The organism is Sorangium sp. So ce296 (assembly GCF_051529605.1).
Taxonomy (GTDB): domain Bacteria; phylum Myxococcota_A; class Polyangia; order Polyangiales; family Polyangiaceae; genus Sorangium; species Sorangium cellulosum_D.
This window is the reverse complement of sequence record NZ_CP150325.1, coordinates 4,018,198-4,040,375: the sequence shown is the minus strand read 5'-3', so window position 1 is coordinate 4,040,375 and position 22,178 is coordinate 4,018,198. Positions and strand designations below refer to the sequence as shown.

Below are 22,178 nucleotides of genomic sequence, written 5' to 3'. Positions count from 1 at the left end.
TTCAGTGGCCGCCCTGCTGCGCGAGCCAGCGCTCCGCGTCGAGCGCGGCCATGCAGCCCGTGCCGGCGGCCGTCACGGCCTGGCGGTAGTTCCAGTCCTGCACGTCGCCCGCGGCGAAGACGCCGGGGATGTTCGTGCGCGTCGAGCCCGGCACCGTCTTCAGGTAGCCGTTCGGGTGCGTCTCGAGCTGCCCCACGAAGAGATCCGTCATCGGCGTGTGGCCGATCGCGACGAACATCGCCGCCGCCGGCACGAGGTGGCTGTCGCCGGTCCTGAGGTTCTTGACGCGGACGCCGGTCACCATGTCCGCCTTCACGTCGAGCACCTCCTCCACGACGTGGCTGTAGAGGATCTTGATCTTCGGGTTCTCGACCACGCGCTGGACCATCGCCTTCGACGCCCGGAACTCGTCGCGGCGGTGCACCAGCGTGACGCTGCTGCAGAGCCCGGACAGGTAGGAGGCCTCCTCCATCGCCGTGTCGCCGCCGCCGACGACCACGACGTCCTGGCCGCGGAAGAGCGCGCCGTCGCAGACGGCGCAGGCGCTGACGCCCTTGTTCTTGAGCTTCTCCTCGCTCTCGAGGCCGAGGTAGTTGGCGCGCGCGCCCGTCGCGATCACCACCGCCTTCGCCAGGTAGAGCGTGTCCTCCACCCACACCTTGAACGGGTGGCCCGTGAGCTCGACCTTGGTCACGTCCGCGGTCACGATCTCCGTGCCCTGATGCGCGGCCTGGTCGCGAAAGCGCTGCATCAGCTCCTGGCCGGTGATCTTCTCGGGGAAGCCGGGGTAGTTCTCCACGTCGGTCGTGAACATGAGCTGGCCCCCCGGGATCAGGCCGCCGGCGCTGAAGCCCTCGATGAGGAGCGGCTTCAGGTTGGCGCGCGCCGCGTAGATGGCGGCGGTGAGCCCGGCAGGACCGGAGCCGATGATGACCAGGTTACGGACGTTCGATTCACTCATGGTGGAGCCATCTTATAGGCGCGACCGCCTTCCGCGTCGACCGCCCGGCGCGGCTCCGCGCCCCCGTCGCGCCGCATTGGGCTGCGGCCGCGCCGCATTGCGCCGCGCCCCCCGCCGCTTCCACGCGCGATCGGCCGCCCGCTCAGAAGCGCATCGTTCCGCTCAGACCGAACTCGTCCAGGCTGCTCTCGAAGCGGCCGCCGTTCACGCTCTGGATGCTGCGGTAGCCGCTCGGCACGGCGCCGGAGACGGCCTTGATGCGCCCCCTCCCGCCGTTGTCCAGCGGGCCGAAGGACGTGTGCTGAAACGCCGCCGAAACGTCGACCGGGCCGATGCGCGCGGTCACGCCGGCCCCGACGCCGACCCGATAGCCGAGGTGGAAATCGAGGTTCAGATCGGCGTCGTCCTGCCCCTTCTGCTCGAAGAAGCCGCCGGCCCTCAGCGCGAGGAGATTTTGGAGCACGACGAAATCGCCGCCGAGCCGGACTCCCAAGACGTCGCGCCAGCGGTGCGGGACGTCGGCGTTGGGCGGCACCGTGCCCACGACCGTGCCGCGCACCGGGATGCCCTCGCGAAACCGCACCTCGATCGCGTCGACCGCGCTGTTGTTGGCCCAGGTGAAGTCGAGCTCCACGTCGAAGAGATCGTCGATCATCGGGTCGCGGGTGCGCGGCGCGGCGGCGGTGGGCTGCGCGGGCCGCAGGGCGAAGGCGCGCGGCCGGTGGTACCGGAGGCCGAGCTTCGCCTCCATCGGGATCGGCATCTTGAGCTCGCCCGCGCCCCGCGCCTCGGTGACGTTGCACCCGGGCGCCTCGCCCCTGCACGGGTCCTCGTTCTTCACCCCCGCCGGCGTCCAGTAGCGCGACTCGACGGTCAGGTCGGTCTTCGCGCGCACCGCGTCCTGCCACTTGAACCACGCGCCCAGATCGAGGTGCGCCGTCGCCGCCCAGCGCGCGCCGAGGACGAAGCCCGGGACGAAGAGATCCTCCGCCTCCGCGCGCGTGCGCAGATCGCCGTGCGCGTTGAAGTCGTCGCCGCCCGCGGCCGAGGTCGCCTCGGCGAAGTTGACGAAATCGATGACCGCCGCGCCCCAGATGAAGCCGGCGCCGATCGAGACCCCCTCCGTCGGCGTGAAGCCGACCGAGAGCGTCGGCATCAGCATCAGGGCGTCGAGCGACACGAGCAGGTACCGCTGGGGCGACGGCTGCGTCATCTCGCCGAAGCTCGGGTGCGTGTACGGGAGCGACTCGGGCCAGGACCGCGCGCCGACGCCGTGCGGGCCGAGCGCCGCGACGCCGACGGCGAGCGCGTCGCTCACGCGGAAGGTCGCGGCGAGCTGGGGGTTCGGGAACAGGCCGCCCTCGGCGCACACCTCCGGGTCCGGGCCCCCCTCGCTGCCGGGCGCCGGGATCGCCGTCGTCGTGCTCGGCGGGACGGGGCGCCCGTCGGGGCCGAGGCGCGTGAAGCACTGCGCCTGGTGGATGAAGTGGACGCCGCCGTGCACGCTGCTCCGCTGCGCGGCGAGCCCCGCCGGGTTGAAGTAGGCCGCGAGCGGATCGTCGGCCCGCGCGACCCACGCCCCGCCGCGGCCGAGCTGGAGCACCCCGATGTCAGGCGAGTCGAGCCCCGACGACGCGCGCGCCGCGCCGGCGGCCACCATCGCAGCGAACGCGGCGCCCGCGGCGCCGGCAGCTCCTCGTCTCATGGTCTCCGTCTCCGCGCGGGCGATCCCCGGCGGGTCACTTCACCGGCGACGCCTTGAGCGCCGCCTTGCCGTCCTTCACGTAGACCGTGAAGCGCACCCGCGAGCAGTTGTGGCGCGCCACGAGCGCGTCCTTGTTGCGCTGCAGCGTCCCCTTGAACTTCTCGAAGGTGAGGGCGTTCGTGGGCTCCCCGCACTGCTGCTTGACCGACAGGAACTCCTCGTAGACGGCGTTCCACTCGGCGAGCTCGTCCGGGTCCCCCGCGCCGTCCTGCCGCGCGGCCGGGGCCTCCGGGGCGCTCGTCGCCTCGGCGACGGGGGGCGCCGGGGCGGGCGCGCCCGGCGCCTTGGGCGGCGGCGGCGGCGGCGGGCGCCGCGGCGGCGGGAGCCCGGGGGCGCCCGTCGGGCCGCGCGGGGAGAGCGCGATGTTCGCGTCCGAGATCTCCTCGACCGCCTCGACCGGCTCCTCGGAGTCGCGGGCGGGCGGGGGGTTGCTGAGCGGGTGCGAGCCGGGCCGCCGCGTCGGGCCGCGCGGGCTCACCATCGGCTTCGGGTACGACGGGCGCGAATCGGGGCGCGGCTCGCCGGGGCCGAGCGGCACCGAGAACGCGCTCATCGCCGGCTGCGCCGGGATCGGGCCGAGCACCTGCTCGAGGTCGGCGGCCTTCCTGGGCGCGCCGCCCTTCGCGGCCACCTTCTCGACGCCGTCGTTGATGTCGGCCGCGATCTTCCGGTACGCGCCGCGGAACCGGCTCGGCGCCAGCACGTCGACCTCGCCCTTCGCGAAGCGCGCCGCCTCGTTGCGGAAGACGTGGAGCGGCCGCGTGTGCTCCAGGAACGAGAAGGCCAGCCCGATCGCGGCCAGGACGAGGGTGCCGGCCAGGAGCAGCAGCGTGGGCACCTGGCTCTTGTCGTCGTTGTTCGCCTTGTCGAGGAAGTTGAGCGGCGAGTCGACCGACGCCGCGAGGCGGCCGACCGCGTAGCCGGCGCCCAGCTCCCACGCCTCGCCGGGCAGCCGCGCGTAGACGACGCCGAGGTGCTGGCCGATGACGCGCACCTCGGAGCGCCCCTTCTCGATGTAGTCCTTGTTGTCGTCGAGCAGCTTCAGATCCTGCGTGATCTGGTCGAGGTTCGCCTTGTCGAACCCCTCGGGCGCGCCGGAGGCGACGCGCGCCCCCTCGGCGTAGAAGCCCACGGCGGCGCCGGTGCGCTTCGTGACCGCGCGGGCGAAGGTGTCGTCGATGATCTTGGCGCCGATCACGGCCCCGACCGGCTCGCCGTTGACGTCCTGCTCGACGGGGCGCGCGACGACGCGGAGGATGCGGCCCTTCCACACCCACGCGTCGTCGCGGATCCAGCCGTGGAGGGCGTCGGCGACGAGCGGGTAGCCGCCGAGCTCCCAGTCCTCGCGGTGCTCGAAGTCCACCGACGCGACGACCCGGCCGGCCGCGTCGACGGCCCACACGTGGTCGAACTTCAGCTCCGGGGGCACCTCGGCGACCGCGCTGCGCAGCGCGGTGCGGGCCTTCTCGCGCTGCTCGGCGCCCGGCTTGGGGTCGGCCGACGACTTGGCGAGCGCCGTCCGCAGGGCCGGGTTCAGCGCGACGCGGATGAGCGCGCTCGATCGTTTTCGGGCGTCGTCGTTGAGGAACCACTCGACGGCGCTGGAGTCGGCGCTGAGCGCCTCGCTCATCGCGCGGTGGCTCGAGCGGTTGTAGAGCTGAGCGGCGACGAAGAGGACGAAGATCGCGGCGCCGAGCGCGAGCGCGAGCACCCCGTACCAGAAGCGCGACAGCAGCATGGCCTACTTTCCTGCCTCCGCGCTCGGCCCACCGGCCTCGCCCACGACGACGGGCTCCTTGAGGAACTGCTGGTCCGGCCCCGCCTTCACGACGGCCTCGACGGTCTTTCCGACCGGCTCGCCGTTGAAGTAGCCCTGGAGCATGTACGTGCCGGCCTCGACCTCCAGGGCGAAGTTCCCCTGACGATCCGGGTAGGCGCTCGCCACGGCCTTCGGCTCGACGACGATCCACGACCGGATGCTCGGGGCGAGCTGGTCGCGGATCTCGTACTTGCCCGGCCCTGGCGGCGTCCAGGCGCGGGTCTTTGCGGCGGCGATCTCGACCGGCGGCAGCGCCTTGTTGCCGACGTCGTAGATCTTGTGCGGGAACGGATCGTGGTTCTCGAACTGGATCTGCTGGCCCGGGGCGACGACGACGGTCACGGGCGAGGTGCGGCCGCCCGAGATGACGACGGTCCGCGGCGTCTTTTGCGGCTCGCCCTTCTCGCCGAGCGCGACGACGCACAGCTCCTTCGGCATGTAGCCGACGAGCGCGCGGACGTCGGCGCGGACGGTCGGGGAGGGCTCGCGGAACGTGTACCGGTTCGCCTTCGGGTCCTTGGCCTCGTTCCAGACCGGGTTCAGGAGCTTGGGCATGCCCGTGGTCCTGCCCTTGAGCGTCACCGCGGCCAGGGCCGCCCCGGGCGCCATGAGGATCGCGAGCGTCAGGGCCAGGCGCCGTGCGAGGCGCGCGCGGCCGGGGGCGCGGCGCCCGAGGTGGCTCGACGACCCAAACCGCGCTGCGCCGGCGAGCGGGCGCCGCTCGTCGTGCTGCGCTCCTGCAGATCGAGGGGATCTCGTGTCCATCGCAGGGCCGAAGCTACCGGAAGGGGGATGAGAACGGAAACAAAAGCCGGGCCGCGGTCCGCGTGATGGCACCGCGCGCCGCGCGCCCCGCGTCGCGCTGCTCCGCCGCACACCGGCGCCGCCTGCGCGCTGGCCCGGACCGACGCGCGCCCCGCGCTGCGCGCCGGCCTGGACCGACGCCGGCCCGCGCGGCGCGCGCCGGCCTGGACCGACGCGCGTCCTGTGCGGCGCGCGCGCCCGGCGGGGACCGACGCCGCCGCGCGCGGCGCGCAGCACGGGGGCCCCGCACCCCGTTGCGCGCCGCACGGCGCCTGGGCGGGCGGCGTGCGTCACCTGCGACGCCGCGGTGCGGCGACCGCTGGGCACCTGTCGCGGGCACAGCGGATGTCGCGCGCACAAAAGAACTGCGGGCCGCATGAACGGCCCGCAGAGGAGAGATGTTCCGTACCGCCGAGGACGTGGGCAGAAGGACTTGAACCCCTAGCATAGCTGCTAGGTGGGAGCCTAAGTACCGCTTCAGGCTTCCCGGTGAATGGTTCCGGGCCTAGCTCACCACGGTATCGTTGTTGGCTCCCTGGTTCTCGCTTACTCGGGATTCAATCGTCCAGCGCCTCACGAAGTCGGCAGAGGGAACGACCATAGGATAGTTCCGTGGGCGGCCCCGTCAACCGCTGCTCCGCACGGTTCTCACGTTTTGCGTCGCGTGCTTCCGTCGGTTGCGGCCGTTGGTCGGTTGTGGCCGTTGGTCGTCGCGTCGGTCGCGTCGCCGCGTACGTCTCGCGCTCACGCCGCGACGCTCGTGCGCGAGCGCCCGACGCCCTACGGATGGTCCTGAGCCGGCTGTCGAACGACCTGGCGACCGAGCGGGCCGGCGAGCCGGGCTAGGTGAAGAGCGCGATGATGGGGTCGTGGACCAGGCCGTTCGACGCCACGATGTTTCCGACGTGGTAGTCCGGTGGACCGCCGTCGAGCGCGGTGATCACGCCGCCCGCGCCGCGCACGATCGCGCTCCCGGCGGCCACGTCCCAGGAATGGAGCCGGCGCTCCCAGTAGGCGTCGTACGTCCCGTCGGCGACCATGCAGAGATCGATCGCCGCGCTGCCGCAGCGCCGCACGGCCTGCGCTTTGCGCTTGACGGTCACGAAGGCGTCGAAGTTGTTGTCCGGAGCCCGGTCGCGCACCGTCGGAAAGCCGGTCGCCACCATCGCGTGCGCCAGCGACGCCGTGGCGCTCACCGCGCAGCGCTCGCCGTTGCGGCGCGCCTCGCCGGCGACCCCCGGCGCCTCCGACGAGGCGCCGAGCGGCTCTGGCTCGCGCGGCCTGAAGCCCGTCCAGCGGAGCCCGAGCATGGGCGCGACCACGGCGCCGGCGACGGGCGTGTCGTCGTCCATCAGGCCGACGGAGACGCACCAGAACGGGTGGCCGTGGACGAAGTTCGTCGTGCCGTCGAGCGGATCGACGTACCAGACGAGGCCGCCGCGCGGCTCCGCGGCGCGCGCGGCGCCCTGCTCCTCGCCGACCACGGCGATGCCCGGCGTGAGCGCGCCGAGCCGCGCGACGAGCAGGTCCTCGCTCGCCCGGTCGAACTGGGTCACGAGATCGTGCGGCCCCTTCTCCTCCACGCGCAGGCCGCGCGGGCCCGCGCGGAACCCGGCCTGCACGAGCGCCGCGGCCTCCTCGGCGACGCGCAGCGCGATCCCGGAGAGCTCGAGCAGCTCCGCTGATCCGCGCCCGCTCATCGCGACCTCGTCGACAGCGCGCCGCGGAGCTTGTCGTAGATGCCGCCGAACGCCCCGTTGGACAGGAGCGCGACCGTGTCGCCCTCCTGCGCGTCGCGCGCGATCGCGGCGACGATCGCGTCCACCGAGGCCGCCGCCTCGGCGCGCTTGCCCGCCTGCGCGAGGTCGCGCGCCAGCCGGTCGAGATCGAGCCGCTCGGCCGCGGCGATGTCCGGCCGCCCGAGCGGCGCGAGCACCACGCGGTCGGCCGCGTCGAAGGCGCGCGCGTAGGGCTCCTGGTGCAGGGCGCGGCACGCCGTCGCGCTGCGCGGCTCGAACACCGCCCACAGCGCGCCGCTCGGGTGCCTGGACCGGAGCGCGCGCAGCGTCTCGTCCACGGCGGTCGGGTGGTGCGCGAAGTCGTCGTAGACGCGGACGCCGCGCGCCTCGAACAGGAGATCCTGCCGGCGCCGCACGCCCTCGAAGCTGGCGAGCGCCGCGGTCACGGTCGAGAGCGGCACGCCGAAGCCCTGCGCCGCGGCCGCGATCGCCGCGACGGCGTTGCGCACGTTGTGGTGCCCCGGCATCTTCAGGGCGAAGCGCCCCGCCATCACGCCGCCGGCGTACAGATCGAACGACTGGCCGTCGGCGCCGGCCTCTGCGGGCGCGGCGAGCCAGTGCGGCGGCTTTCCGTGCGTGTCGTCGCCCTCGAGCGCGAACCACGCGACCTCGGCGCGCGCCGACCGCGACACCACCTCGACGACCCGCGGATCGTGCGCGGCCGCCACGACGAGCCCCGTCTCCGGGATCCGCTCGACGAACCCGCGGAACGCCGCCTCGTACGACGCGGCGTCGGGGTAGATGTCGATGTGGTCGTGCTCGATCGACGTGACGATGCCGACCTCGGGCCGGTAGTGCCAGAACTTCGGCGTCTTCTCGAAGAAGGCGGTGTCGTACTCGTCGCCCTCGACGACGAACGGCGTCCGGCGGCGATCGGCGCCTGCCTCGTTGAGGAGCGGCAGGCCGCGCCGGTCGCTCGCCGCGGCGGCGCTCTGGGGCAGCCGGAAGCTCGCCTCGAAGTTCTTCGGGAGCCCGCCGATGAGGAAGCCGGGGTCCCTGCCGGCCTCGTGGAGGAGCCACGCGCACATGGAGCTGGTCGTCGTCTTGCCGTGCGTACCGGCGACGACGAGCGGGGAGCGGCCGGCGAGCATGTGGTCCGCGAGCGCGTGCGCCATCGTGGTCACCCGCATGCCGCCGTCGATCGCCGCGCGCGCCTCGGGGTTCGTCGGGCGGCAGACGTTGCCGATCACGACGAGGTCCGGCCGCGGATCGAGGTGCGCGGGGTCGAACCCGGTCATCAGCCGGATGCCCCACCGCTCGAGGGCCGGTCCCATGGGCGGGTAAAAGGAGACGTCGGAGCCCGAGACCTCGTGTCCCGCGGCCTTGAAGAGCCCCGCCAGCGCACCCATGCCGGTGCCCGCGACGGCGACGAAGTGGACGTGCATCGCGGCGCAGTGTGCCCGAGCGCCCTCGGAGGGCAAGGGGCCTCCCGCGCGAGAGCCCGCCGCGCTCACCGGTCATGGCGCCTCCCGCTCTGCACGACGCGACCGAGGCGCGGCGCGCCCGAGACGAGACATTCGAGCGCAGTCTGGCGATGGGAACTTCGATTCAGGGAGGATCGATCGAGGGAGGATCGATGAGCACGAGCGGCCTGAGCCGCTTCAGCGACCGCCGGCCGAGCCCCTTCACCCGGAGCAGATCGTCGACCTTCCGGAAGCGCTTGATCTTGGCGCGGAGCGCCAGGATCGCCGCCGCCTTCGCCGGACCGATGCCCGGAAGGCGCATGAGGTCCGCCTCGGTCGCGAGGTTCAGCACGACCTTTCCGTCTGCGGTCACGCCGCCTCCCGCCGGGGCGCCCGCCCCGCCATCGCCGGGCGGCGCCGCCGCCGCATCGCCGGGCGGCGCCGTCGCCGCATCGCCGGGCGGAGCCGTCGCCGCTGCGACCCCCGCATCGGCGACAGGCTCGGCCGTGGCCTGGGGTGGCGGGCTTCCTCCGGCGGCGCCGAGCGGCGCCGGGTCGCCGGCGGCCATCGCCAGGCCGGCGGACGGGTCTGCCTTCCGGTCCGGGAGCAGGCTCTGCGCGTGGCCGGAGCCCACGAGCGCCAGCGCGAAGAACCCCGCGACGTACGCCACGACCTTGCCGCCCAGCGCGGTCCAGGCCGAGTCCCTCAGCGCTGCCAGCGCCCGCTCCCGCCACGGGCGATGCACCTCGTCGTCCTGCCCTGGATGGGCGTCCTGCCCTGGATGGGCGTCCTGTCCTGCATCGGCCCGCCCGCCGGGCGAGCCCGTCCCTTTCGATGTCGCTTGCATCGCTCTGCGCCTCCTTTCGTGCAAAGGACGTCGCCCTCCGCGCACGCGAGCGGCGTTCGTCTCCTCGGCGGCGCCGCCAAGCGAGCGGCATGCCGGCGCGGGATCCCCTGAAAAAACCGGGCGAATGGCGCGCGACCGGCGCTCGCCGGCCTGGCGCCGCCATGGCGGAGGCGCGCTCGCCGGTCGAGCTCGCTCCCCACGGAGGCCGCCCGGGCAGCCCGCGCCCCGCGGGTGGAGGCCCGGGCGCCGCCGTCCGGGAGGCCGGCGCGCCCGGGGCCGGGGCCGGGCGTCGTGTCTCGAGCGCGAAGCTCGGCTACCATCAGCGCTCCGGGCGCCCGGCGACCCGGCGGCATCCACCCCGCCGCAAGGCGCTCACCACGAGGTCTTATGCCCTACGATCCCCGTCGCTTCGTTGATCCCGGCCCCGCGGGGCGCTCGCGCCGAGCCTTCCTCGGCGGCCTCGCCGCCGGCACCGCGGGCGCCGTGCTCCTCGGCCCGCACGCCGCGCTCGCGGACGCGCCGCCGAGCCTCGCGGCCAGGCCGCCCGCCGGCTTCACGCCGCTCTCCATTCCAGGGAAGATCGTGAAGGTCACGAAGTCGAACTCGATGCAGCCGAACGGGCTCTGGCCCGAGGCGTCCGCGGCGAAGGCGATGCTCGAGCGGGCCATGGCGGAGCTCACCGGGAAGAGCGACCTCGGCGCCGCGTTCGGCCGGTTCGTCCACAAGGACGACCGCGTGGCGATCAAGGCCAACGGGATCGCCGGCCAGAAGGGCGCGACCATGGCCACCAACAAGGAGCTCGTGCTCGAGATCGTGCGCGGGGTCATCGCCGCCGGCGTCCCCGCGGAGAACGTCATGATCTTCGAGCAGTACCCGTCCTTCCTCGCCGGCACCCGCTGCGCCGACCGGACGGCCAAGCCGGCCGCCGAGTTCCCGGCCGGGATCCGCGCCGCGGTGCACGAGAACAAGGACGCGGTGATGCCGAGCATCTCGGTCTGCGGCATCCCCACCAAGTTCGTCCGCCCCTTCACCGAGGCGACCGCGGTGATCAACGTCTCGCTGATCAAGGACCACTCGATCTGCGGCTACACCGGCTGTCTCAAGAACATCACCCACGGCGCGACGATCAACCCGCACTCCTTCCACGAGCACACCGCGAGCCCGCAGATCGCCGAGCTCTACGCTCAGGACGTGGTGAAGAGCCGCGTCCGGCTGCACATCACGGACGGCTTCAAGCTCATCTACGATCAGGGGCCGCTCGACAAGAACCCGAAGCGGCGCGTCCTGCACGAGTCGGTGTACGCCACGACCGATCCGGTCGCCATGGATGTGATCGGCTGGGGCGTTGTCGAGGGATGGCGCAAGGAGAACGGGCTGCCCACGCTCAAGGAGGCGAGCCGCGAGCCCTCGTACATCCGCATCGCGGGCGAGCTCGGGCTGGGCATCTTCGACAAGAATAAAATTTCGATGCGCGAGGTCCGATTGTAGCGGCGCCGCGGGATTCGCTCGCGGGGCTGCCGTCGCTGAGAACCGCTTGCCGAGGCTCGTGTTGCCCATGCCCTGCTCCAGGCCGACTGCGCGCTCTTCCACCGGTCGGAGGGCCGCGTCGGCGGCCGCTCTCCTCGCGTCCCTCGCGGCCGCCGCCTGCAGCAGCACCCCCCCGTCGAGGCCGCCCGGGTTGCCCCCGACGCCGGCGTCGGTCACCCGCGAGAACCCGGGCGGCGACGCCGCCGACCCCGAGCGGGCCGCGCTCGAGCGGCTGCTGGCCGAGCCGTGGGGGAGCCGGCGAGACCGCTTCAACACGCTCGACGTGCCGCTGGTCGACGGGAAGAGCTGGCGCCGCGTGCGGATCTGGAGCCACCCGACGCGCGCGACGTTCCGGTACGGCGACGAGCACTACGCCGCGCTGTCGGTCCTCTACACGAGCACCTCGGGGCCGAGCGACCCCGACAGCTGCCTCGACGAGTTCTGGGCGAAGCACGCGCCGCTCGCCGACGGCTACGGCGTGCGGCTCGGGGAGGCGCAGATCATCCGGACGACGCAGGAGATCGACGGCGAGGTGCGGCCGCTCGTGTTCAAGGTCCTCGACGGCAGCATCGCGTCGGTGTTCGCCAGCGACGACTACGCCGGAGCCGTCGCCGCCTACGAGTCGTGGCCGGGGACGTGCCTCGTGTCCGTGCTGGCCGTGAAGGCGACCGAGCACCCCGAGCTCGCGCGGCGGGTGCGCGATCGCTGGATCGACGAGGGCGCCCCGAAGCTCCGGTGGATCTCCGGCCTCTCCGACGCGCCGAAGACCGAAGCGCGGTAGGCCCTGCCGGCGGGCTGCTGCGCGGCCGCCGGTCTGCGCGCGGCGCCGCGCCCGTTCACGGGTCCATCGACGTCGGGCTCTCCGCGGGCTCCGTCGACCACGGCGCGCCCTGGGCCATGCTGTGGCACACGACGGAAGCGGCCGCGAGGAGCAGCGCGATCGCGACCAGCCAGGGGAGCCGAAGCGGCGGCAGGACACGGCTGTCCAGCACGACCTCGCTCTGCCGGTCGTCCGAGGCGGGGCCTCCGGCGTCGCCCGTCGTCGGCGCGCCGCCGAGATCGTTCGCCGGGGTCGCCAGCATGGCGGCCATGGTCGTCTGATCCATGGCGTAGCGCGGCGGGGCCGCGGGCCCGCCCAGCGCGCCTCGCTTCACGATGGCGCTCCGCTCGTACGGCGACGAGCTCGCGGGCAGCGGCTCCCGGGAGGCCTGCGCGTGCGCGGGGAAGAGCGCGGAGAACGCTTCCATCATCTCCCTGCCCGACTGGAACCGCGCGTCGGGTTCGAACGCGAAGGCCCGGGAGAAGAACGCGTCGACCCCGGTCGGGAGCTCCGGCGCGAGCTCGGACGCCTTGGGGAACGAGGTCTGGCAGATGTGCCGGACGAGCTCGTTGATGTTGGCGCCGGCGAAAGGGCACTGGCCGGTGATCGCGCGGTAGAGGATCACCGCCATGGACCAGAGATCGCTCCGGTAATCGACCTGCCTGGGCGCCATGGTCTGCTCGGGGCTCATGTACCGAGGGGTCCCGAGGACCATGCCCGTCTTGGTGATCCGGTCGCGCGAGCAAGACGACTTCGCGACGCCGAAGTCGAGCACCTTGATGAGCTCATCGCCGCCCGAGCTCGTGATGAAGATGTTCCCCGGCTTCAGATCCCGGTGGATCACCCCCGCGGCGTGGATCGCGTCGAGGGCCTTGCCGAGCTGCGTGAACAGGACCGTCGCCTGCGCGAGCGGGAGCTTCTGATCCCGTTCGAGGCGGCGGTTCAAGTCCTCACCCTCAAGGTACTCCATGACGATGAACGCGCAGCCGCGATCGACGCCGTAATCGTAAGTCTCGATGACGTAGGGGCTCCGGACGCGCGCGGAGGCGCGCGCCTCGCGCTCGAAGCGGGCGATCAGCTCGGGCTCGGTGGCCGCGAAGCTCCGGATGAACTTGATGACCACCCGGCGCCGGAGCTTGATGTCGAAGCCCAGCCACAGGTCCCCCATGCCCCCGCCCCCGAGCCGGCGCTCGAGGCGGTACTTCTCCATGACGGCCCGACCTTCAGCAGTCTCCTTCATGGCTCCGCACCTGCTACCCAATGCCCTAGCCTGGGACAAGTGATCACCCGATTCCTGTCGAAGGGTCTACGCCAGTACTACTCCCGTTGATTGTATCGCAATCCGTCCACGCCGTGCGGTGAAAACTTCCGGAAATGGAGCGTGTCATTCTGACTCGCTCGGCGCGCTCGGGCGGTCATCGGGTCATCAGGTCATCGGGTCATCGAGGCGCAGCGCGCGACACGCCTGATCCGCGTGGGCGCAGGAGATGTGGGGCGCTCATCTCCCTGGAGGTGACTCCATGGTACTCGATGTCAGCCGAGGTGCGCCGGGATGCGATCAGAGAATATCGAACGGGTAGGCGCGATCCGCATAGGCTCGCACCGCGATCGCCTTGCGCAGCTCGTCGTCGTTCTTCTGGAAGTCCGAAACATGCTCCCTGAGCCGCTTCTGCGCCATGCCGACGAACACGGTTGTGAGATCGATCTCACGACGCGCGCCTTCCTCGCCGCGCCGCTCGATGGCCCGGGTCGTGCGTGAGATGCACGCGGCCATACAGTAGAGGTCGATGGCCATCTCCGCGATCCGGCGCTGCGCATACTGCATCTCGGCGATCTCGCGCCCGTGCTTCCGGAGCATGTCCTCGCTGTGCGTGGCGAGCTCTGCCGTGTAGTCCTCGAAGATGACCGCCTCCCGGCTGAGCAGCGGGTGCGCCTTCGACATCCGCTCGCGCCCGAGCACCGACTTCGCCTTGCGGATCGCGAAGTCGCTGAGCAGCCCGAAGCCCTTGATGGGCTCTCGCATCGCCTTCGCCACGTCCGCGAGCGCCTTGCCCGGGCCGCTCATCCCGGAGAGCGCCATGAAACAGCGCAGGATCTCGTTCGTCCCCTCGAAGATCATGTTGATCCGCGCGTCGCGCAGGTGCCGCTCGTAGGGGTAGTCCTGCATGTAGCCGATGCCGGCCGCGATCTGGAGCGTCTCGTTGACCACGAACCACAGGGTCTCGCTCCCCATGACCTTGCAGATCGCGCTCTCGATCGAGAAGTCCGGGACCTTGGCGTCGACGAGGCTCGCCGTCAGGTAGGTGATGGACTCGAGCGCGTACGTGTGCGCCAGCATCGTCGCGATCTTGTCCTTGATGAGCCCGAAATCGCCGATGCTCCGGCCGAACGCGCGCCGCTCCTGGACGCGGTCGAGCGCCAGGCGGATCAGCGTGTTGCAGGCGCCCACGCACCCCGCCGAGAGCCCGAGCCGCCCGTTGTTGAGCACCTCGACGGCCACCTTGAAGCCCTTGCCGACCTCGCCGAGCACGTTCTCGCTCGGCACCTTCACGTCGTCGAAGAAGAGCTCCGTCGTCGACGAGCCCCGGATCCCGAGCTTGTGCTCGTTCGGCCCGTTCTTCACGCCCATGCCCCGCTCGACGATGAAGGCCGTGAGCTTCGGCTTCTTCCCCTCCTCGAGGGCGGAGGTCCGGGCGAACACCGTGAAGACGTCGGCGAAGCCGCCGTTCGTGATCCAGATCTTCGACCCGTTCAGCGTGTAGTACGAGCCGTCGGCCGACACCTCGGCGCGCGTCCGGATCGCCGCCGCGTCCGAGCCGGCGCCCGGCTCCGTCAGCGCGAAGGCGGCTATCCACTCGCCGGTCGCGAGCTTCGGGAGGTAGCGCTGCTTCTGCTCCTCCGTCCCGAAGAGCTGGATCGCCTTGAAGCCGATCGACTGGTGCGCGCCGAGCGTGACGGCGATGGACGCGTCGAGCCCGCCGACCTCCTGCATGACGCGCGTGTACGCCATGTTGCTCAGGTTGACGCCGCCGTGGTCGGCCGGGATCTGCAGGCCCATCAGCCCGAGCTTCTTCATCTCGGCCAGGAGGCCGGGATCGATCGCGTGCTCTCGATCGATCTTCGCGCTGTCGACGCTCGACCCGAAGAACCTCCGCACGCTGTCGAGGATCATCGACGTCGTCTCCCGGTCCTCGGCGGGCATCTCGGGGTACGGGAAGATGATGTCCTCGGCGATGATGCCGTGGAAGAGGGCCTTCATGAAGCTCTGCTCGATCGTCGGGGGCATCGGACCGTCCTTTCCAGGGGCAGGCCGCCGCGCCTCCGCGCGAACGCGCGGCCTGCTCAGTGCGTCTTCTTCGGCGTCCGCACGGACTCCGCCGGGCTCTCGTCCTTCGCGGCGCCCCCGGCGTCGTCCCTGACCGCCGGCGCCGCCGCGGCCGCGCCCCGCGCGGTCGAGGCGGGCGGCGGGGCGGCGCTCCCGTCCCGCCCCACCGCGCCGGACGGCGGCACCGGCGTGGGCGTGGCGGGGCGCACGGGGTGCGGCGTGGCCGTCGGGAGCGCGGGCGTGTGCCCGGCGCGATCGGCCTCCCGCTGCCACGGGTACTTGATGCGCCCGTGGTACATGTTGACCAGCGTCGACGCCATCCGGGTCGTCATGATGCGCAGGTCCTCGATCGTCAGCCCGGATTGATCGAGCTGGCCGGACGCGAGCTTCGAGAACATCACGCGCTGGATCATCTCCTCGAACTTCTTGTGCTCGGGCGGCCAGATGGTCCGCGACGCCGCCTCGATGGAGTCGACGAGCATCAGGATCGCCGTCTCCTTCGTCTGCGGCTTCATGCCGGGGTAACGGAAGTGCTCCTGCGTGAGCTCCTTCGGATTCCCCTGCTCGACGCACTTGTGCCAGAAGTACTCGACGACCTGCGTGCCGTGGTGGGTGTACGCGAACTCCACCACGGGCTCGGGGATGTTGCCCTCCCGCAGGATCTTCGTGCCCATCACGACGTGCGCCATGATGGCGTCGGCGCTCACCTCCGGATCGAGATCCTCGTGCGGCGAGCGCTCGCCGTGCGCGAGGTTCTCGATGAAGTACTTGGGCTGCACCGTCTTGCCGAGGTCGTGGTAGTAGGCGCCCACGCGCGTCAGCAGGGCGTCGGCGCCGATCGCCGCGGCCGACGCCTCGGCGAGGTTCGCCATCGCGCGCGCGTGCTCCCAGCTGCCCGGCGCCTCGGCCGCCATCTTCTTGAGCAGCGGCTGCTCCAGATCGGTGAGGTCGAGCAGCTTGTCGCGGGGCACGTGCCCCATCGCCCGCTCGGCCGGCTCCCTGAGGCTCCGACCGAGCACGCCGACGAGCAGCCCCCCGCCGATGCAGGACAGCACGTTCGACCCGAGCCAGAGCTTCAGATCCGAGACCAGGTCGAAGCTGCCCTCGAACAGCACGGTCAGCGCGACGAACCCGATCGCGCCGGCGAGGCCCGCGAGGCTGCCCGCGACGAGCAGCTGCCGCGAGCCCTTGCGCTTGAAGAAGAACATCGTCGCGGCGATGCCGCGCACGAGCAGCACCGACAGGAGGACCACGTCGAACCGGAGCAGCGACGCGGCGATGAACGCGACGCCCACCTCGACGAGGAACGCGGTCCGCCGATCGAAGGCGATCGCCACCCAGAGCGGGAGCGCGGCGACGGGCATCCAGAACTCGGGCAGCGCCGTGAAGAGCAAGAGGAGCTTCGCGACGACGAGCGAGGCCGTCATCAGGACGAACATGCCCACCTGCGTCCGGAGCAGCCGCACCCGGTTCTGCCCGAAGCGGCGCAGGTAGACCGTCAGCATCAGGCAGACGATGAGATAGATGACGTACATGCTCGCGACGCGCGCGCCGAGCCCGGGCCGGCGCATGCGCCGCACCGTCTCGTACGCCATCGCGGCGTTGTGATCCTCGTTCTGCTCCGACAGCACCGTGCCGCGCGGCACGATCACGCGCGCGTGCTCGTACGAGAGCGAGAAGCTCCCGTCGTGCGTGTCGCGCACGATCCGCGGACCGTACGGGACCCGCAGCGTCACGGGCGCAGGCTTGCCCATCTCGGGCGCGAGCGACGGGACCAAGAGCTCGCCCACGCCGAGCACGGCGAAGAACGCCGCGAACAGGACGCTCAAGACGAAGCCGGCGAGGGGACCTGCCCGGATACGCGTGCGCAGCATGGAACCGCTCGGTCTCGTCCGCTGGATGCAGCCTGAGAAACGGTTGACGGGGCACGCTCGCGCGTGATCCCGCCGCCACCGGACGGCCGCTGGCGGCCGCCGATGTCAAGGTGTAGCCGCGACCCTAGCAAAGAAGCGTGGCCGAGTCAGCGGCGCGCGGAGCGCTACGCTCTGGCGTCGGCGCCGAATGCTCGCGCCGTCGCGCCGGCGCGACGTCGAGAACGCCGGCGCGCGCCCGCTGGCCACGACCGCGACGCCGGAGCGCGGCGCCGGACCACCCTCACGATGTTCCAACTGCTCCTGGAAAACATCGGTTCGAGCAGACAATTGCCGTTCGGCGCAAAAGTTGCTACCCACAGGAAATGTCCCCGCTGCGCATGCTGCTCGAACGCCGCAGGAGCGTGGTGATCATGGGGGTGCTGAACCGCACGCCGGACTCCTTCTCCGACGGCGGTCGCTTCGCGGATGAAGATACGGCTCTCGCGCAGATCGATGCGATGCTCTCCGAGGGGGCGGACATGATCGACATCGGCGCGGAATCCACGCGGCCGGGTGCGCAGCCCGTGCCGGACGACGAGCAGATCGCGCGCATCGGCGGGAGCGTCCGCGGCGCGGTGAGGAGGGGGGCCGTCGTCTCCATCGACACGACCTCTCCCCTCGTCGCGGCGCGCGCGCTCGACGACGGCGCGGCGGTGGTCAACACGATCTCGCTCGACAGCGCGGCTGAGCTCGGCGCGCTCTGCGCGCGCCGCGGGGCGTCGCTCGTGCTCATGCACAGCCGCGGCCCGATGTCGGCGATGGCCGGCTTCTCCGCCTATCCCGACGGCGCCTACGGCGACGTCGTCGCCGACGTGGCGCGCGAGTGGTCGAGCGCCGCGGAGCGGGCGATCGAGGCGGGCCTGCCGAGGGGCGAGCTCGTCCTCGACCCGGGCCTCGGCTTCGCCAAGAACGCGCGGCAGTCGCTCGAGCTGTGCGCGAGGCTCGACGAGCTGTGCGCCCTCGGCTTCCCGGTGCTCGTCGGGCCGAGCCGCAAGTCGTTCCTCGCGCGCGCCGCGGCGGCCGAGGCCGCCGAGCGGGGCGACGGCGCGGGCGCCGCGCTCGCGCCGCCCTCGGAGCGCCTCGGCGGCACCGTCGCGGCCGCGCTCGCGTGCGCCGCGCGCGGCGCCGCGGCGGTGCGCGTCCACGACGTCCGCGCCGTCCGACAGGCGCTCGACGTGATGCGCGCGATCGATCGCGTGAACGACCGCGTGAACGATCGCGCGAACGATCGCGCGAACGACCGCGCGGGCCCGCGCGAGCGGCGCGGCGCCGGGGCTCCCCTCACCCAGGGGGCGCGCGACGATGGTTGAGGGGTTCCTCCGCCTCTTCTCGGCGAGGCCGGTGACGCAGATCGTCCGGGACCTCGTCGACATCTTCATCGTCGCGTACGTCGTCTATCGCGCGCTGCTCGTGCTGCGCGGCACCCGCGCGATGCAGATGGGCCTCGGGCTCGGCATCGTCTTCCTCATCTACCTCGGGGCGAAGATCTTCGGCCTGACGACGCTCCTCAACCTCCTCTCGTGGCTGCTCTCGTCGATCATCCTCATCGTGGTCGTCGTCTTCCAGAACGACATCCGCCGCGCCCTCATCCGCGTGGGCGGCAGCAACTGGTTCACGAGCGGCCGCGAGCAGCAGTCGCGCGTCATCGACGAGGTCGTGGCGGCCGCGACCGAGCTCGCCCGCCACCGCATGGGCGCGATCATCGCCTTCGAGCAGGACGCGAACGTGCTGGAGTTCGTCAAGAGCGACGGCATCCACATCGACTCGGTGGTGACCCGGGAGCTGCTCGTCTCGCTCTTCGTCCCCGAGTCGGTGAACAAGCTGCACGACGGCGCGGTGCTGATCCGCGATCTCAAGATCGCGCGCGCCGGCGTCTTCTTCCCGATGCCGGAGACCAAGATCCTCGACGCGAGCCTCGGCTCCCGGCACCGCGCCGCGCTCGGCATCACCGAGGAGACCGACGCGGTCGTGGTCGTGGTCAGCGAGGAGCGCGGCACGATCAGCTTCTGCTTCAGCGGCAACATCGTCTCGAACCTGGACGGCCAGTCGCTGCGGCACGCGCTGCTCGGGCTCTTCGGCCGCTCGTCGCGCCGGCGGCGCTTCGCGAAGAAGGTCGCCCAGAGCGGCCGCACGAGCCTCCCGGCGCCGCCGGCGCGCAGCCCCGCGGTGAGCCCCACGCCGGTCGCCGCCGCGCCGGGCCACGAGCCCGGCAAGCCCGCCGCCGTCGCGGCGAAGCCCGCGCCGATCGAGGCCAAGCCCGCGGCGCCGGTCACGAAGACGTCGTCGATGATCAAGCCGCCCGCCGAGGCCGAGGCGCGGCCGATGGCGCGGATGTCGACCTCCACGCCGATGCGCTCGGGCGCCGAGGCGCGCGCCGCGGCGGGGTCGAGCGCCGACCTCCGCGCCGCGGTGGGGACGAGCGCCGACGCGCGGAGCCCGGGCGCGACCTCCACCACGCAGGACGTGGAGCGCCCGTCCGAGCGCGGCCGGCCGGCGCTGGTCGACGCCACCGCCGCCGCGACGGACTCTCCGGTCCCGTCGCAGCGCACCTTCGTTCCGACGGGGCAGGTCGCGACGACCGCCGCGTCCAAGGGGAGCGCGGAGGGGGTCCCTCCGCGAGATGAGCCATGACGCTTGCCGGCATCCGCGAGGCGCTCCGCTCGGCGCTGCTCGACAACCTTGGCCTCAAGCTGCTCTCGATCACGTTCGCGCTGTGCCTCTACGCCTTCATCCACGGCGCGGAGAATGCCCAGCGCACGCTGATGCTCAGCGTCGTCCTGATCCTCCCGCCCGAGTCGAGCCACCGGCAGCTCATGACCCAGGTCACGGACGCGGTGGCGGTGACGGTGCGGGGCCCCCGGACCCAGCTCGACGACCTCCGCTCGGAGAGCCTCGGGACGCTGCGGCTCGACCTCCGGGACGGCGCGAAGACGCGCATCGATCTCGACTCCTCGATGTTCCACATGCCGGCGGGGCTGGTCGTCGATCAGATCTACCCGTCGACGATCGAGCTCCGCTGGGACGACGTGGTCACGCGGTCCATCCCGGTGCACGTGCCGCGCACGGGGGACACCGCGCAGGGGTTCCTCGTGAAGGGGATGATCTCGGTCGAGCCGCCGTCGGTGAGCGCCCGCGGCCCGCGCTCGGTGGTCGACGTGATGCAGCTCGCGCGCACCGCGCCCTTCGACATCAGCGGGCTCACGGAGGGCACGTACCAGCGGCAGCTCGCCCTCGAGCGGCCGCCGAAGCTCGTGACGTACGACGTCGACAGCGTGATGGCGACGCTCGAGATCGGGCGCGAGCTCGCCACGCGCACCTTCGACCGCAGGGTCGAGGTCGTCGGGATCCCGCGCGCCACGGTTTCGCCCGCCGTGGTGCAGGTGAGGATCACGGGGACGCCGGAGGACGTGGGCGCCGTGAACCCCGACTCGATCGTGGCGCGCGTCGAGCCCAAGGCGGCGAACCTCGATCTGAGCCAGCCGGGCAGCGACTTCCTCGACGTGCTCGTCGACGTCCCGCGCGTCACCGCTGAGGTCAACCCCGCGAAGGTCATGGTGAAGTGGTGAGCGCGCCGCCCCTTCGCCCCGCGGCGGCGGGCGTCGGCGCGGGCGGCACCTCGAGCTCGCCCCGCGCGATCCGCGCCGCGAGCGCGGCGGCCCGCGCCCTCGCCGCGGCCGGGATCCCCGCCGCGTGCGGGCCTTCGCTCACGTAGCCGACGCCGCCCTCGGCAAGGCCGAACGACGCGATCCCACCCTCGAAGCGGCCCTCGACGAGCGCGCGGATCGCCTCGAAGACCGCCACGTCGGCGCGCTTGATCATGCTGGTGAGCACCGTCCCCGGCATCTCGTCGTGCTGGTCTCGATCGACGCCGATCGCCTTGACCCCCATGTCGCGCGCCGCCTCGAACACGCCGTGGCCCGTCGCCCCGGAGACGTGGAAGAGGACGTCGGCGCCCGCCGCGACCTGGCTCACCGCGAGCGCCTTGCCCTTGACCGGATCGCGGAACGCGTCGGGCGTCGTCCCCGCGTACGCGACGCTGACGCCGCACGCGGGGCAGACCTCTCGCACGCCCGCGCGGTAGCCCGCCTCGAACCTGTGGACGAGCGGCATGTCCATGCCGCCGATGAAGCCGACGCGCCCCGTCGCCGTCGTGAGCCCGGCGATGGCGCCGACCAGGAAGGCCCCTTCCTCCTCGCGGAAGGTGAGGCCGGCGAGGTTCTCGGGCAGGGCGCGGCCGGGCACGGCCGCGAAATCGAGGCACGCGAAGCGGGTCGCCGGGAAAGCGCGCGCGACGACCTCCACGTCGGTCGAGAAGATGAAGCCCACGCCGATCACCAGATCGAAGCCGCGCGCCGCGAACAGCCGCATCGCCGCCTCGCGGTCCTCGGCGCCGCTCGGCTCGAGCACCTCGGTGGTGACGCCGAGCTCGCGCGCGGCGCGGGCGAGCCCGAGGTCGGCCGCGTCGTTGAAGCTCCTGTCCCCGCGCCCGCCGACGTCGAACACGAGGCCCACGCGGATCGCGGCGCGCGCGCCGGCCCCTCGAGGCGGCTCGCCGCGGGCGGGGAGGAGCAGCGACAGGGCGGCGAGCGCCGCGACGGCGGCGGTGACACGTCGGAGGGACAGCGCGGCGGGCATGGGCTCGAGCGGCGACGGCGGCGCCGCTCGGCCGCTCAGCCGGGCGTCGCCTCGCTGCCGTCGCCCCGGGAGAGCCCGAGCTCGCCGAGCAGCGCCCGCAGCTTCTCGGGCCCGCGCTTCGGATCGGCAAGCTTGACGATCGCGTAGCGCTCCTCTTCGGTCAGGGCCGCCAGCCGGCCGAGCGCGGCGCCGTCGAGCGCGCCGTCCGGGCCGAGCCGCTCGCGCAGCCGCGCGACGACGCTCTCCGGATCCCAGGCGGAGCGGCGCACCGGCGCGCCCGCGAGCGGGGTGAGGTCGACCCCGGCGCGCGCCGCGAAGCCGCGGAGCACCTCGGCATAGACGGCGAGGTCCTCGTCCGTATCGACCGGCAGGTGACACAGGGCGAGCCGCTCCGCGCGCGACAGCGCCTGCCACCCCGCGAGCGAGATCTTGAGCTCCGCGAGGTCGAGCTTCCGCCGCACCGAGAGCGGCACACAGTCGAGCGAGGCGTGGACCTCGCCCTCGAGCGCGAACTGCCTGTACATACCCTCCTCCTATAGCCGCGCGCCGATCGTTCCGCG

General features: G+C 72.4%; 17 protein-coding genes and 1 other RNA gene. 5 read left to right on the top strand and 13 right to left on the bottom strand.

The window, feature by feature from the left end:
• Position 1: 1 nt before the first annotated feature.
• From trxB to WME98_RS15110, 8 genes are all read right to left on the bottom strand, one after another.
• Positions 2 to 961, bottom strand: a complete 960-nt coding sequence (trxB, locus tag WME98_RS15145) for a thioredoxin-disulfide reductase (protein ID WP_020740678.1) — start codon at positions 959 to 961, stop codon at positions 2 to 4.
• Between the two features lie 142 nt (positions 962 to 1,103).
• Positions 1,104 to 2,666, bottom strand: coding sequence for an OmpP1/FadL family transporter (locus WME98_RS15140; protein ID WP_437951926.1), 1,563 nt, complete (start codon positions 2,664 to 2,666; stop codon positions 1,104 to 1,106).
• A 34-nt stretch (positions 2,667 to 2,700) separates the two neighbouring features.
• Positions 2,701 to 4,464, bottom strand: a complete 1,764-nt coding sequence (locus WME98_RS15135; protein WP_437951925.1) for an MXAN_5187 family protein — start codon at positions 4,462 to 4,464, stop codon at positions 2,701 to 2,703.
• A 3-nt stretch (positions 4,465 to 4,467) separates the two neighbouring features.
• Entirely contained in the window at positions 4,468 to 5,310 is an 843-nt protein-coding gene (locus tag WME98_RS15130; RefSeq protein WP_437951924.1) for a hypothetical protein, read from the bottom strand.
• A gap of 440 nt (positions 5,311 to 5,750) precedes the next feature.
• A non-coding RNA gene (gene ssrS, locus WME98_RS15125) (6S RNA) lies at positions 5,751 to 5,943 on the bottom strand.
• A gap of 248 nt (positions 5,944 to 6,191) precedes the next feature.
• Positions 6,192 to 7,049, bottom strand: coding sequence for an inositol monophosphatase family protein (locus tag WME98_RS15120; RefSeq protein WP_437951923.1), 858 nt, complete (start codon positions 7,047 to 7,049; stop codon positions 6,192 to 6,194).
• Complete coding sequence (locus WME98_RS15115; protein WP_437951922.1) at positions 7,046 to 8,533, bottom strand: UDP-N-acetylmuramate--L-alanine ligase; 1,488 nt, start codon at positions 8,531 to 8,533, stop codon at positions 7,046 to 7,048. Before WME98_RS15115 ends, WME98_RS15120 begins: the two co-directional genes overlap by 4 nt.
• A 163-nt stretch (positions 8,534 to 8,696) precedes the next feature.
• The gene (locus WME98_RS15110; RefSeq protein ID WP_437951921.1) at positions 8,697 to 9,398 is read right to left on the bottom strand and encodes a ComEA family DNA-binding protein; all 702 of its coding nucleotides are present in this window, start codon (positions 9,396 to 9,398) and stop codon (positions 8,697 to 8,699) included.
• A 387-nt stretch (positions 9,399 to 9,785) separates the two neighbouring features.
• Here WME98_RS15110 and WME98_RS15105 point away from each other — a divergent pair, with 387 nt between their 5' ends.
• Together WME98_RS15105 and WME98_RS15100 are read left to right on the top strand one after the other, a co-directional pair.
• Positions 9,786 to 10,886 (top strand): DUF362 domain-containing protein, encoded by a 1,101-nt coding sequence (locus tag WME98_RS15105; protein WP_437951920.1) that lies wholly within the window; start codon positions 9,786 to 9,788, stop codon positions 10,884 to 10,886.
• 190 nt (positions 10,887 to 11,076) lie between these two features.
• Positions 11,077 to 11,706, top strand: coding sequence for a hypothetical protein (locus WME98_RS15100; protein WP_437333925.1), 630 nt, complete (start codon positions 11,077 to 11,079; stop codon positions 11,704 to 11,706).
• A gap of 55 nt (positions 11,707 to 11,761) precedes the next feature.
• Here the strand turns inward: WME98_RS15100 and WME98_RS15095 are convergent, their stop codons facing one another.
• From WME98_RS15095 to WME98_RS15085, 3 genes are all read right to left on the bottom strand, one after another.
• On the bottom strand, positions 11,762 to 12,985 hold the full coding sequence (locus WME98_RS15095) for a serine/threonine-protein kinase (protein ID WP_437951919.1): 1,224 nt from the start codon (positions 12,983 to 12,985) through the stop codon (positions 11,762 to 11,764).
• A 318-nt stretch (positions 12,986 to 13,303) separates the two neighbouring features.
• Positions 13,304 to 15,031 carry an acyl-CoA dehydrogenase family protein gene (locus tag WME98_RS15090; protein WP_437333923.1) on the bottom strand — a complete coding sequence of 576 codons (1,728 nt, stop codon included), beginning with the start codon at positions 15,029 to 15,031 and terminating at the stop codon, positions 13,304 to 13,306.
• A 56-nt stretch (positions 15,032 to 15,087) separates the two neighbouring features.
• Positions 15,088 to 16,944 (bottom strand): HDIG domain-containing metalloprotein, encoded by a 1,857-nt coding sequence (locus WME98_RS15085; RefSeq protein ID WP_437951918.1) that lies wholly within the window; start codon positions 16,942 to 16,944, stop codon positions 15,088 to 15,090.
• Positions 16,945 to 17,321: 377 nt separating this feature from the next.
• Between WME98_RS15085 and folP the strand changes: the two genes are divergently transcribed.
• The 3 genes from folP to WME98_RS15070 are packed head-to-tail and all read left to right on the top strand — an operon-like array spanning position 17,322 to position 20,549.
• On the top strand, positions 17,322 to 18,293 hold the full coding sequence (gene folP, locus WME98_RS15080; protein ID WP_437951917.1) for a dihydropteroate synthase: 972 nt from the start codon (positions 17,322 to 17,324) through the stop codon (positions 18,291 to 18,293).
• A complete protein-coding gene (gene cdaA, locus WME98_RS15075; RefSeq protein WP_437951916.1) occupies positions 18,286 to 19,614 on the top strand; it encodes a diadenylate cyclase CdaA in 1,329 nt (442 codons plus the stop codon). Before folP ends, cdaA begins: the two co-directional genes overlap by 8 nt.
• Positions 19,611 to 20,549: a CdaR family protein gene (locus WME98_RS15070; RefSeq protein WP_437333919.1), complete on the top strand. Its 939-nt coding sequence runs from the start codon at positions 19,611 to 19,613 to the stop codon at positions 20,547 to 20,549. Before cdaA ends, WME98_RS15070 begins: the two co-directional genes overlap by 4 nt.
• Here the strand turns inward: WME98_RS15070 and WME98_RS15065 are convergent.
• Positions 20,533 to 21,618 (bottom strand): BMP family lipoprotein, encoded by a 1,086-nt coding sequence (locus WME98_RS15065; RefSeq protein ID WP_437951915.1) that lies wholly within the window; start codon positions 21,616 to 21,618, stop codon positions 20,533 to 20,535. The genes WME98_RS15070 and WME98_RS15065 overlap by 17 nt on opposite strands.
• Positions 21,619 to 21,653: 35 nt before the next feature.
• Complete coding sequence (locus WME98_RS15060; RefSeq protein WP_020740663.1) at positions 21,654 to 22,142, bottom strand: nitrate reductase associated protein; 489 nt, start codon at positions 22,140 to 22,142, stop codon at positions 21,654 to 21,656.
• Positions 22,143 to 22,178 lie beyond the last annotated feature (36 nt).